12 protein-coding genes are annotated in these 12,802 nt (G+C 51.1%); all 12 read right to left on the bottom strand.

Features of this window, described 5'->3' with window-relative positions; genetic code table 11:
- Window positions 1-72: 72 nt before the first annotated feature.
- The 12 genes from ACO0LE_RS05565 to atpA all read right to left on the bottom strand — a co-directional run bounded on the left by ACO0LE_RS05565 (window position 73) and on the right by atpA (window position 12,774).
- Window positions 73-624 carry a DUF7010 family protein gene (locus ACO0LE_RS05565; RefSeq protein WP_422959428.1) on the bottom strand — a complete coding sequence of 184 codons (552 nt, stop codon included), beginning with the start codon at window positions 622-624 and terminating at the stop codon, window positions 73-75.
- Between the two features lie 193 nt (window positions 625-817).
- Window positions 818-1,342 (bottom strand): cupin domain-containing protein, encoded by a 525-nt coding sequence (locus ACO0LE_RS05560; protein WP_422959427.1) that lies wholly within the window; start codon window positions 1,340-1,342, stop codon window positions 818-820.
- A 192-nt stretch (window positions 1,343-1,534) separates the two neighbouring features.
- A complete protein-coding gene (locus ACO0LE_RS05555) occupies window positions 1,535-1,915 on the bottom strand; it encodes a VOC family protein (protein WP_422959426.1) in 381 nt (126 codons plus the stop codon).
- Window positions 1,916-2,205: 290 nt separating this feature from the next.
- Window positions 2,206-4,257 carry a primosomal protein N' gene (locus ACO0LE_RS05550; protein WP_422959425.1) on the bottom strand — a complete coding sequence of 684 codons (2,052 nt, stop codon included), beginning with the start codon at window positions 4,255-4,257 and terminating at the stop codon, window positions 2,206-2,208.
- Between the two features lie 449 nt (window positions 4,258-4,706).
- Window positions 4,707-5,798 (bottom strand): uroporphyrinogen decarboxylase, encoded by a 1,092-nt coding sequence (gene hemE, locus ACO0LE_RS05545; RefSeq protein ID WP_422959424.1) that lies wholly within the window; start codon window positions 5,796-5,798, stop codon window positions 4,707-4,709.
- 416 nt (window positions 5,799-6,214) lie between these two features.
- On the bottom strand, window positions 6,215-6,973 hold the full coding sequence (locus tag ACO0LE_RS05540; RefSeq protein ID WP_422959423.1) for an SGNH/GDSL hydrolase family protein: 759 nt from the start codon (window positions 6,971-6,973) through the stop codon (window positions 6,215-6,217).
- Between the two features lie 3 nt (window positions 6,974-6,976).
- Complete coding sequence (locus ACO0LE_RS05535; RefSeq protein WP_422959422.1) at window positions 6,977-7,801, bottom strand: PPK2 family polyphosphate kinase; 825 nt, start codon at window positions 7,799-7,801, stop codon at window positions 6,977-6,979.
- Between the two features lie 28 nt (window positions 7,802-7,829).
- Window positions 7,830-8,249 (bottom strand): CoA-binding protein, encoded by a 420-nt coding sequence (locus tag ACO0LE_RS05530; protein WP_422959421.1) that lies wholly within the window; start codon window positions 8,247-8,249, stop codon window positions 7,830-7,832.
- Between the two features lie 140 nt (window positions 8,250-8,389).
- Window positions 8,390-8,812 (bottom strand): F0F1 ATP synthase subunit epsilon, encoded by a 423-nt coding sequence (locus tag ACO0LE_RS05525; RefSeq protein ID WP_422959420.1) that lies wholly within the window; start codon window positions 8,810-8,812, stop codon window positions 8,390-8,392.
- 85 nt (window positions 8,813-8,897) lie between these two features.
- Complete coding sequence (atpD, locus tag ACO0LE_RS05520) at window positions 8,898-10,301, bottom strand: F0F1 ATP synthase subunit beta (protein WP_422955267.1); 1,404 nt, start codon at window positions 10,299-10,301, stop codon at window positions 8,898-8,900.
- 30 nt (window positions 10,302-10,331) lie between these two features.
- Entirely contained in the window at window positions 10,332-11,201 is an 870-nt protein-coding gene (gene atpG / locus ACO0LE_RS05515; protein ID WP_422955266.1) for a F0F1 ATP synthase subunit gamma, read from the bottom strand.
- 31 nt (window positions 11,202-11,232) lie between these two features.
- The gene (gene atpA / locus ACO0LE_RS05510; protein WP_422959419.1) at window positions 11,233-12,774 is read right to left on the bottom strand and encodes a F0F1 ATP synthase subunit alpha; all 1,542 of its coding nucleotides are present in this window, start codon (window positions 12,772-12,774) and stop codon (window positions 11,233-11,235) included.
- Window positions 12,775-12,802 lie beyond the last annotated feature (28 nt).

Here is a 12,802-nt window from a genome sequence, read left to right as displayed (position 1 = left end):
GACGACGACATCACCGGTGCCCGCCGCTTATGTTGGTTTGAGCGAGGAATAACATCGGGCGTCCGCTATATTTCATAATAAAACGGCTGACTTAGACGCTTTTGAAAATACGAGGAAAGCAAATAGCGCCTCAATCAGTCCGCCGAGTCCTGCGGCAACGACGGGCGTTATCGCTAAGAAGAAAACAAGATTTGCAACAACAATCAGGCTCACGCCCATTACCCAGAAAATTGATCTGCCATACATACTTGCAAAGATCAGGTAACGGCTTCCAATCGTTGCCATCATGGCGGGGAAAAATAATTCTGGCTTTAGCAGGAACAGACCGTAGGCCATCGCGCAACATAGGATCAGCCAAATTGTCGACGCCATGCCAAGCTGGTTCAATGCGTTGTCTTTGCTTGTCTTCGCGGGGCGCCCCATCGCCTTTGTCACAAGAAGACTCATAGGATAAATGAATGCACCGCCTATGAGCAGAGTCCATACGGCCTTGTTTATGCCAAGTTGGTAGCACACCAACGTGGCGGCAATCCACACTAAGCTCGATACCAAAACGCCAGGCGCACCGTCATAATGGGCGTGGCGCATCTCGTGTTGCTGATCTTCGGTGATAGATAGTTTCATTAGTTTTTCCTGTGATCTGAAGTAACGATGAACGGATGACTACGCGTGCGTATGGCTGTTCCGGACTTTATTTTTTGGCTAGACCGAACTTTTAAAACGACGGCTCGAACATTCATAGCGAGCCGAGTGCATTTGTATTTTGTTTCCCTTAGTGCTGAGTTTAGTGACGGGGTGCGTCAGTGTTGAAATAGGATTAGACAGCATTACCCAATAGCCTTGAAGCACGCAGTTGGTCTGGCAGGCCATCGTGACCTCCAAGCTCTCTCGACGGTGCATCGTGCCACCAGTCGGCTGGCTTGAGGTCTGCGCGGCGCGAGGGGTTAAGTGGATAGATGATGCGATTAGCGTGCTTCGCGGGTTCACCCCCAACCAGTAGAAGTACGTCTTTCTCGCTGTTGTTGATGAAGCAATGGCTAATCCCCGTTCCGGCGGGGAAAGCTGCCAGGTCGCACGTGCGCATGCGATGAAGTTCTCCGTCTATCCAGGCGTCGACCTCGCCATCAATGACGTAGACGAACTCTTCCTCATCTGATTCAGCATGAGGCCATGAAGAACGCTTGCCGGGTGGCAGGCGCTGGAGGTTGATGCCAATGCGGACCAGACCTGCGGCGCGGCCAGCGGCACGAACAGGCCCCATCTCCTCGTCGCTTTGCGGATAGACGTGGCTACGTTCTGGCAAATCGCCAGCCGACACGATGAATGGAGGACGTGAACTCATGACTCTTTCCTAGGGCGCATAGATAACGCCTGAGTTGTCTTAAATCGGAGAAACGACGTTAACATGTTGGTGCAAAATCAGCAAGACGGATGCAAGCGTCTCAAAGGCGAACGCTGATTGCTTCTTTTTGTAGTATGCACTTGGACAGACACGCTACAACGAGATTTGTACGCTGGTGACTACGTGACCTAACTATTCCTCGTATGTTCTGATCTCTAGCAGGTGCTTGTTTGGGTCGTTGAAATACAGCGTTGGTGCGCGGCCTCGTGCGCCGGATTCTTCGCCGGGTCCGGTGTTCGTCCCGACGGCGTGGAATGTGGGGCCGTAGGCGATGCCAGCGGATTGGATGCGCTCGAATATGCTGGTGAAATCGTCCCGTGAGACGGCAAACGCATAGTGCTCCAGGCCGGGGGTTCCCCAAGGAGCAAGCTGGATCTGAAATTCGGGGTTCACCCGGATCAGCGTGAACGGGCCATCGGTGCCCTCGGCGGTAAATCCAAGTATCTCGGTGTAGAAGGTGATGCTGCTCTGGAGGTCGTTGACCTTCAGAATGATGTGATCAAGCGCTGGCATGATGCGTCTCCTCTCATTACTGAACTGCGTTGGCGTGTGCGTATGATTGGTCGGCAGCGCTTGGTTGGTGCAAGCTCGTCGCAACTTCATTGGAAGCTTATTAGAAGATCACCGGGATATCGCTGCGTGCATTGCATTCTACGCATTGCGGTTGGTGAGGTCAAAAAAGCATGATGATGATGGTATCTGTAACCTGCCTCAAGCCGCACTGTTCATGCGGGTCTCCAGCCATGTGCCTGAAGACCCGCGCCAGTATTGCGTGTCAGGCCGAGTAAATTTCAAACTTGTAATTAAATATCCACCGGATCAATCTCGATCGACCATTTGACGCGGGATTTCAGGGCGCGCAGGTCGCTGATCCAGTTTTTGACGAAATACTGCAAGGCGGGGCGGGACGTGGATTCGACCAGTAGCTGAGCGCGGTCAACGTTGGCGACGCGGGTCATGGTCATGGGGATGGGGTCGTTGACGGTAATGCCAGGATCGGTGGCGAGGGCTGCGGCCTGATGCAGGAAGTCGAGGGCGATTTGCAGCTCTTTGGCTTCGGCACGTAGCAAGGCCTGATAGATAAATGGCGGCATGCTGGCTTGCTCACGCTCCTCAAGCAGGTCGTTGGCGAAGCTGTCGTAGTCGTGTGCCATCAGCGCGTGGTACAGCGGGTGGTCGGGGTAGCGTGTCTGGATCAGGACTTCGCTAAGGTTGCCGCCTTCTTTACGGGAGGCCCGCCCGGCGCGTCCGGCGACTTGCATAAGCTGAGCGAACAGGCGCTCGCTGGCGCGATAGTCTTGCGAGAACAAAGCTGAGTCGGGATTGAGCGCGGCGACCAGCGTGAGGTTTTTAAAGTCATGGCCTTTGGCGACCATCTGGGTGCCGATCAGGATATCGACCTCGCCGCGATGCACGGTGTCGAAAGCAGCTTCGGCACTGCCTTTGAGCCGGGTTGAATCGGCGTCGATACGAAATACTCTTGCCTCGGGGAAAATTTGAGCAAGGCTTTCTTCAATTCTCTGAGTGCCACGACCGAGCGGTTGTAAGTCAATATTGCCACAAGTCGGGCAGGATCTTGGGATGCGTTGTTCTAAACCGCAATGATGGCAGCGCAATTTGCGGTCAAGTTTGTGCATGACCAGATGCGCCGTGCAGCGGGTGCAGTTGCTGATCCAGCCGCAGGCGTCGCAGGCGATGACAGGTGAATAACCACGGCGATTGAGAAATAGTAGTGACTGCTCACCTTTCTCTAAACGCAGGCGGATGGCGGTGACCAATCGTTGCGTCAGGCCTTCGCTGGGTTTTTCGTGTTCGGTGTTGATGATCTTGACGACGGGTAATACCGCGTCTTTGACGGCACGCTCGGTCAGACTGAGCTTGCGGTAGCGCAAGGTTTTGGCGTGTAGCCAGCTTTCTAAGGATGGTGTGGCGGAGCCGAGTACAACGGGAATATCGAGCTGACGCGCGCGCCAGACGGCGAGGTCGCGGGCTGAATAGCGTAAGCCTTCTTGTTGCTTGTAAGAAGGATCGTGCTCTTCGTCGATCACGATCATTTTCAGTTGTGGCAGCGATGCGAGAATCGCCAGACGGGTGCCGAGTATGATGCGCGCCTGGCCGAGATGTGCAGAAAGCCAGTGACGTACGCGCTCGCCTTCGGCCATGCCGCTGTGCAAAGTGGCGATCTGGATACCTGAAAAACGCTGACGCAGGTGGTTTTCTAATTGCGGTGTGAGGTTGATCTCGGGCACTAATATCAGGACTTGCGCATCGGGGCTTTGCGCCAGCACTTTGGCGGCTGCCTGTAAATACACTTCGGTTTTGCCGCTACCGGTGACGCCGTAGAGCAAATGCGGGGAAAACTTCCGGGCGCTGGCGATCGCATCCACCGCTAGTTGCTGCTCGGCATTGAGCGCGGGTTCTGGGTTGGGGCTGCTGTCTTGTGGCGTGGCGTCTTTGGCGACTTTTTTGAGATTGCGCTCCAGTGAGCTGACTTTGGCAGCGCGGAGATTCTTTGGCAAGGCGGGCAAAGCAACCTCGCCCAGCGGGCGCTGGTAGTAATCGGCGGCAAATCGGCACAGGTCCAGCCAGGCGGCGGGCAAGGGCGTGAGCTGGGTGCGGACTTCGAGCGCGTCTTTGAGTTTGTTCGAGGGGACGTCGGTGTGATCGCTAATACCGACTATCAGTCCCATGACTTCCTGGCGACCAAACGGGACCCGCGCGAGTTGCCCAATTTGGGGCGTGGCTGGCGTGGCGGAGGCGCCGAGATCCGCCCCAGTTTCGCGCAACGGCCAGCGATAATCGAAGCTGGTGTCGAGGGGCGTGTCAAGCACGATTTGGAGGATGCAATGTTCCACGAACTTAATGTAACTCGTGAGGATGTGCGCTAACTAACGGTTTCATAAGTGCTTTTTGACATATCCACAGATTCTGTGGATAACTTTGTGGACAAAGGTGTATTGACATGGCTTTGCGCTAGGTTTTATGCGGGTTTCAATAAACTGCCCATTCTAAAAGCAAAAATAAATTCTTTTAAAATCAATGACTTGCAAAAGCACATAAAGTCTTGAAAATAAATTTTCGCGATTTTTTTATTCTCCTCATATTTGTGCATAACTAACAAAAAGTGTGCATGTAAATAAGGATTTTGTTGCGTCTATTTCATTGATTCTGCCAGCGATAATGGGCTGGCAGGCGCATGAATAGTGGGTGTTGCGCAGCACCATGACGAAATATCAAGCGATCCCGAGACTTATCATTTTGTGATGGCGAATTTGCCATCCCTGATATGAGCCTGATTTGTGGATTACGCTATATTTTGGCGCTGCTGGCGGCTATATTCATGCACGGTATCAACCAGGACACTCACCGCATCTGGCGGCGTGAATTGCGAAATACCGTGCCCCAGATTAAACACATGACCATGACCTGCACCAGGTGTACCGTAGGCTTGCAGGCTACTGATTACTTGCTGGCGAATCTGATCATGATCAGCAAATAATACTGCCGGGTCGAGATTGCCTTGCAGGGCGACTTTGTCACCGATGCGGGCGCGGGCTTGTCCCAGGTTCACGGTCCAGTCAAGACCGACCGCGTCGGCACCAATGCCAGCAATCTGCTCGAGCCATAATCCGCCACCTTTGGTAAAAACAATCGCCGGGATCCGCTGACCGTCTTTTTCCCGTTGCAACTGATTGACGACGTCTTGCATATAGTTCAGTGAAAAACGCTGATAGGCACCGTCTGCCAGCGCACCACCCCAGCTGTCGAAAATCATGACGGCTTGGGCACCGGCATCAATCTGCGCATTGAGGTAGCTGGCAACGGCGATCGCATTGGTCTTGAGGATGTGCTCCATCAAGTCGGGGCGCTTGTACATCATGGTTTTGACGGTGTGGAACTCGCGCGAGCCCTGCCCTTCGACCATATAGCAAGCGAGTGTCCACGGGCTGCCGGAAAAGCCGATCAGGGGAACGCGGCCATTAAGGGTGCGGCGGATTTGTGTGACGGCGTCAAACACATATTGCAGGCTGCCTGCCTCCGGTACTTTTAAAGCGAGGACATCTTTTTCGTCTTTGAGCGGGCGTTCGAATTTAGGTCCTTCGCCTTCTTCAAAATATAAGCCAAGGCCCATAGCATCCGGCACCGTCAGGATATCGGAAAACAGGATTGCGGCATCCAACTCGAAACGATCCAGCGGTTGTATCGTGACTTCGGTAGCGAAATCAGGGTTCTTTGCCAGGCTCATGAAGGATCCTGCACCTTTGCGCGTGGCACGATACTCAGGCAAGTAGCGACCCGCCTGGCGCATTAGCCATAAAGGGGTGTAGTCGGTCGGCTGGCGTAACAAGGTTTTGAGAAACGTGTCGTTCTTTAGTGCAGCAAAAGGTGTGGACATAAATACTTTCGATAAAACAGATACGGGAGTGCTGGGCGCAGATCGTCGCTACAAACTGAAAATTCCATGCCGGATGTGCGACAGGTTTTGACTAGCGGGCAGATTTATTGCGGTAAACCGACATTATCGCCTATGCACAGGATGCTGGCATCTGATCTGACACAATCTCTTGAAAACGAGACTGATTTTCATAGAAATTTCAACATAGAAACTGTGGATAACTTTGTGGATAGATTTACTCAAGCTGGCCTGGCAATACCAGCAATAAAGTAAGCAATGAATATTGCTATCTAATGCCTTGTTTTTATTCACTATTTCCCTTGAGCCATTGTGATAGCTTCTATTTATGAAAATAAATTACTTATTCAGAATGTGTATAAGTTCCTTCGCTTAAGGATTTCTTCCGCTATTTATTGCTAAGTTGCCTGCGCGTCTAAATAAGCATTTGTCAATTGCAATCCCCATGCCTGTGCACCTGTTGCAGATGGATGGTAGCCGTCGTGCGCCATCAAAGTCGTATCCTGAATATCGAGATCGGAGGGTACATGTAGCAAGCCAGGTCGCTCTTTGGCAAGCTGACGAGCCACTTTATCCAGTGACCTGGCTTTAAGCCCCAGCACCATCCTCAAGGGCTGCGGCAAAGCCGGGAAAGCATGCATAGGCGGTACGCCGGAAATCAGGATGTGTTTAGGCGACAGACGGTTCTCTATTGAATCGATCAATTGCGTGAGGTTCGCGCGAAAAGCCATATTAGATCTGAAGGCCGTCGTATCATTAACACCAAAGGCGATCAGCAAAATATCGGGTCCCGGAGATGCGTCGGGCAATTGTGGTAGCAAGGTCGCGATTCCTTCGGCGATGTCTGCGCCATTTTTACCCATTGCCTGCCAGGCGACATTGGTTTTTAGTTGAGCGGATAATTGCTGTGCAAATTGTCCGGTAATTGATTCCTCATAGGTATCTACGCCCACACCGGCAACCGTCGATTCACCGATACTGATGAGCCGTAGAGTCTGGTCGTTCGCTTTGTTAGTCCCGTTGAACGTGCAAAGACCATGGGGTTGTCCGCTTGCCTCGGGCAGGCGTGGTGTATTTGCTCTGGTTCGCTTGCCCTGCCAGCTCAGCAACGGTAGCAGGGGTAATGCGATCAGCTCAGCCAGATAGGCAATCGGCATGGCTTAGACCACTTTGATTTTGCTTAATTCTGGATTGCCTGGTGGGTAGCTTAATTTCAGACTAATTAATTTCTCCTGCACAATATTAGCGATGGCGAGATTGCGCTGAGTTTTAGAATCTGCCGGAATCACATACCAGGGAGCATGGTCGGCATCGGTTGCCACGATCACTTTTTCATATTGACGTTGATAGCTCTCCCAGAAGCCGCGCTCGACCAGATCTTGTGGATCGAATTTCCAGTTTTTAGTCGGGTCAGCCAGACGCTCTTCAAGTCGTTCTTTTTGTTCTTCAGCTGAGATATGCAGAAAAAATTTGAGGATGACTGTCCCAGTTTCTGACAGCATTCTCTCAAAATCCCGGATCTGTGCGAGCCGTCGTTTGCATTCGGCATCGTCAATCCAGTCATGCACGCGAGTAATCAGCACGTCCTCATAATGACTGCGGTTGAAGATCACGATTTCTCCGTTAGCTGGGACTTGCTGATGAATCCGCCATAAGTAGTCATGCTCTTTTTCTATCGTCGTTGGTGCCTTGAAAGCTGCCGTGCGTGCGCCGAGGGGATTAATCTGACCAAATACGCCGCGTACTGTGCCGTCTTTGCCCGATGTGTCCATTCCTTGCAAAATGATGAGCAACTTATGCTTTTTTTCCGCATAAAGTATTTCTTGCATGAGCGAGAGTTCTTCTGCAATCTTTATGGTAGTGAGCTTGTCAGCAGCCTTGCTGTCGGGCTTGGCGTCTTTGCCTCCGGGTATCAACTTTAATGAGGCATTGTCGTCCTGCAAAACCAATTTTTCTTTAGCGCGAAATAGCTGACTGACACTCATGGAAACTCCGGTGAAATTTAGTACTTATTTAGGATAACAGCATGTGGTCGATTTTGATGCAGCGATCCATGACGACCGCGAGACCTGCATTGCGGGCCGTATTCGCAGCGAGATCGTTGACCACGCCTTGCTGCATCCAGACCGCTTTGGCCTTCACAAGAATCGCTTCTTCTACGATCTCGGGTATCGACTCTGAACGACGGAAGCAATCGACTATGTCGATCTGGGTAGCTGTTTTTTGTATTGCCTGGGTCAGGCTCTTGTAGCACGGCAAACCTAAGATCGTGTTACCGGCTTCCAACGGATTAATCAGCAGCAAAGTGTAATGATGGCTTTGCAGGTAAGCGGCAACCTGATAGCTAGGCCGTTGCGGACTGGCGGAAATACCAACGATGGCTATGACCTTGCTGTGCAGTAGTAATTGCGTAATCTGTGCCTGCTCTGACATCGTGTAAGCTCCGCGAAACGTGGTCTGCTTGTAATAAAGCGCCAAAGAAAACAAAAAGGCAGCCTGAGCTGCCTTTTTATCATACTGCTTGCTGACTGGGTAAGATGATTACGTCCTACATCAATCAGTTTGCTTTAACTTTAACGCTTGGAACGCAATTTTTGAATTGCCGCCAGTTGCGCTATTGCCGCTGCGAGTTCCGCCTGTGCTTGCGCGTAGTCAATTTTAGACTCTTTATTGACCAGGGCTTCTTCCGCCATTTTCTTTGCTTCGTTCGCTTTTGCTTCGTCCAGATCTTTACCGCGAATCGCGGTATCGGCCAAAACGGTAACCGCATCCGGTTGCACCTCAAGCAAGCCACCGGCGACGAAGACAAACTCATCTTCGGCCTGACCTGTGATCTTGATGCGCACCGCACCTGGCTTAATGCGAGTAATCAATGGCGTGTGCTTTGGATAGATACCCAACTCACCAGCCTCACCCGGCAACGCGACGAACTCGGCTTCTCCGGAGAAGATCAGCTCTTCTGCGGAAACCACGTCAACGTGAATAGTGTGTGCCATATCGGACCTTTTCATTCGATCAAAAAACGAAGGGTGTAACTCGTGGTTATGTAACTACGCAGCTTGTTACACCCTAAGGCTTATATTACGCAGCCATTTTCTTCGCTTTTTCGATTGCTTCGTCGATAGTGCCTACCATGTAGAACGCTTGTTCTGGCAGGTGATCGAGTTCACCGGAAGCGATCATTTTGAAGCCCTTGATCGTGTCTTTCAGTGACACGTATTTACCTGGGGAACCGGTAAATACTTCAGCAACGTGGAAAGGTTGAGACAGGAAACGTTGCATTTTACGTGCACGTGCTACCAACAACTTATCTTCTGGTGCCAATTCGTCCATACCCAAAATCGCGATAATGTCGCGCAATTCTTTGTAGCGCTGCAAAGTACCTTGGACAGCACGGGCTGTTTCGTAGTGCTCTGTACCAACTACTTGCGGGTCCAACTGACGTGATGTCGAATCTAGTGGATCAACCGCTGGGTAAATACCCAGAGAGGCGATGTCACGAGACAAAACAACGGTGGAATCCAAGTGAGCAAAAGTTGTCGCCGGAGATGGATCGGTCAAGTCATCGGCTGGAACATACACGGCCTGGATTGATGTGATCGAACCAGTTTTAGTGGATGTAATACGCTCTTGCAGACGGCCCATTTCTTCAGCCAAAGTCGGTTGGTAACCCACAGCGGAAGGCATACGACCCAACAACGCGGAAACTTCAGTACCTGCCAGTGTGTAACGATAGATGTTATCGACGAAGAACAACACGTCCTTACCTTCGTCACGGAAACCTTCAGCAATCGTCAAACCCGTCAAAGCAACGCGCAAACGGTTACCTGGTGGTTCATTCATCTGACCGTACACCATCGCGACTTTGGAGTTTTCTGGATTTTCCAGATCAACTACTTTTGCATCAGCCATTTCGTGGTAAAAGTCATTACCCTCACGAGTACGCTCACCCACACCGGCAAACACGGACAAACCGCTGTGTGCTTTAGCGATGTTATTGATCAGTTCCATCATGTTGACGGTCTTGCCCACACCCGCACCACCGAACAGACCAACTTTACCGCCTTTTGCGAACGGGCAAACCAGATCAATCACCTTGATACCGGTTTCCAGCAATTCTTGCGACGGGGACAGTTCATCGTAAGCCGGAGCTTTACGGTGAATTGATGCAGTAGTTTCACGGCTGACCGGACCACACTCATCAATTGGATTACCCAATACGTCCATAATACGACCCAGCGTTGCTTTGCCAGTTGGTACCATGATAGGTTTGCCAGTATTCGAGATCATCATGCCGCGACGCAGACCATCAGAAGTACCCAGAGCAATCGTACGGACAATGCCGTCACCCAATTGCTGCTGAACTTCCAGTGTCAGTTCGGAGCCTTCCATTTTCAAGGCATCGTAAATCTTAGGCATCGCGTCACGTGGAAATTCAACGTCCACAACAGCGCCGATACACTGAACGATTTTGCCATTAGCCATGTTCGTTCCTTCAATAATATTAAAATTCGTTTAGACCGCTGCCGCGCCGGCGACGATCTCGGAAAGCTCTTTGGTAATCGCAGCTTGACGGGTTTTGTTGTAAACCAGTTTCAGTTCACCAATCACATTACCTGCATTATCACTGGCTGATTTCATCGCTACCATACGAGCCGATTGTTCAGATGCCATGTTTTCTGCCACTGCTTGAAAAATCAGCGCTTCCACATAACGTACCAGCAATTCATCAATCACCGCGTTTGCATCTGGCTCGTAGATATAATCCCAGGTATGGGTATTTTTATCTGCTGCCAGTTTGTCGGCCGTCAGGGGCAATAATTGCTCCAGCACCGGCTCTTGCTTCATGGTGTTAATGAACTTGGTGTAAGACAGGTAGACTGCATCCAACTTACCGTCCTGATATGCATCCAGCAACAATTTCACTGGACCAATCAGTTTATCCAGATGCGGTGTATCGCCGAGTTGCACTGCGTGCGACACGACTTTAGCGCCAATCCGGTTCAGGAAGCCGAGACCTTTATTACCAATTGCGACCGCTTCAATTTTTGAACCCTTCGCTTCGAGTTCACGCAACTTGCTGGTGACCAAACGCAATACGTTCGTATTCAGGCCACCGCACAAACCTTTGTCTGTCGTCACAACGATCAGTCCGACCTTCTTAGACTGATCTTGCTGGACCATGAAAGGATGCGTGTACTCAGGATTCGCTTGTGACAAATTCGAAGTGATATTACGAATCTTCTCACTATAGGGACGGGCTGCACGCATCCGGTCTTGCGCTTTACGCATTTTGGATGCGGCGACCATTTCCATCGCCTTCGTGATCTTTTTCGTGTTTTCTACACTTTTGATCTTGCCACGTATCTCTTTACCTGAGGCCATCGGTTCTTACTCCTTCTGCTCGAGTTAAGAATCAATACGCGCCAGATTTTTTGAAATCAGCAACAGCTGCGGCTAAGACGGCTTCGCCATCTTTGTCGAGTTGCTTGGTTTCTTCAATCTTAGCGAGCAATGCTGCGTGGCTAGTTTTCAGGTAGTTGTGCAGGCCAGCTTCAAAAGCCAATACTTTCTTCACTTCGACGTTATCCAGGTAACCTTTGTTCACTGCGAACAGGGAAGCGGCCATCAGGGAGATCGTCAAAGGAGCGTATTGCGCTTGTTTCAGCAATTCAGTAACGCGTGCACCACGATCCAGTTGCTTACGTGTGGACTCGTCCAGATCAGAAGCAAACTGCGCAAACGCAGCCAATTCACGATACTGCGCCAAGTCAGTACGGATACCACCGGACAGGTTTTTGATGACCTTAGTCTGAGCAGCACCACCAACACGTGACACGGAAATACCAGCGTTAATCGCAGGACGGATACCGGCGTTAAACAAGGAAGTTTCCAGGAAGATCTGACCGTCGGTAATCGAAATTACGTTTGTTGGAACGAAAGCAGAAACGTCACCCGCTTGTGTTTCAATGATAGGCAACGCTGTCAAGGAACCTGTTTTACCTTTGACTTCACCTTTAGTGAAGGCTTCAACGTAGTCAGGATTCACGCGAGCTGCGCGTTCCAACAAACGTGAGTGGAGGTAGAACACGTCACCAGGGTATGCTTCACGACCTGGTGGGCGGCGCAGCAACAGGGACACTTGACGGTAAGCCACAGCTTGTTTGGACAGATCATCGTAAATGATCAGTGCATCTTCGCCGCGATCACGGAAATATTCACCCATCGCGCAGCCGGAGTATGCGGAAACGAATTGCATCGCTGCAGATTCCGCCGCCGTCGCAGCAACAACAATGGTGTATTCCATCGCGCCGTGTGCTTCTAAAGCGCGCACAACGTTTTTCACGGAAGACGCTTTTTGACCGATCGCTACATAGATACAGGTAACGTTTTGGCCTTTTTGATTGATGACAGCATCAATCGCTACGGCTGTCTTACCAGTCTGACGATCGCCAATGATCAATTCACGCTGACCACGACCAACCGGAACCATCGCATCAATTGATTTGATACCCGTTTGCATAGGCTCAGAAACAGATTGACGGGCAATAACGCCAGGTGCGATCTTTTCGATCGGCGCTGTCATTTTTGCGTTGATAGGACCTTTGCCGTCGATAGGCTGGCCTAGCGCATTCACGACACGACCGCGTAATTCCGGGCCGATAGGCACTTCCAGAATACGACCAGTACATTTGACTGTATCGCCTTCGGAGATGTGCTCGTAGTCACCGAGAATAACGGCGCCAACGGAATCACGTTCCAGGTTCAATGCCAGACCAAATGTGTTGCCTGGGAATTCCAGCATTTCACCTTGCATCGCGTCAGACAGACCGTGGATGCGGCAGATGCCGTCGGTAACGGAAATAACCGTACCTTGATTACGAACTTCAGCGCTGGTGCCAAGGCCTTGAATCCGGCTCTTGATCAGCTCACTGATTTCTGATGGGTTGAGTTGCATACTAACTCCTAAAATTGTTTCAGTACTT

This window comes from Undibacterium sp. Xuan67W, from assembly GCF_049340165.1.
Taxonomy (GTDB): domain Bacteria; phylum Pseudomonadota; class Gammaproteobacteria; order Burkholderiales; family Burkholderiaceae_D; genus Undibacterium.
Note: the sequence above shows the minus strand (reverse complement) of the source record. Positions and strands in the feature narration are given on the sequence as shown.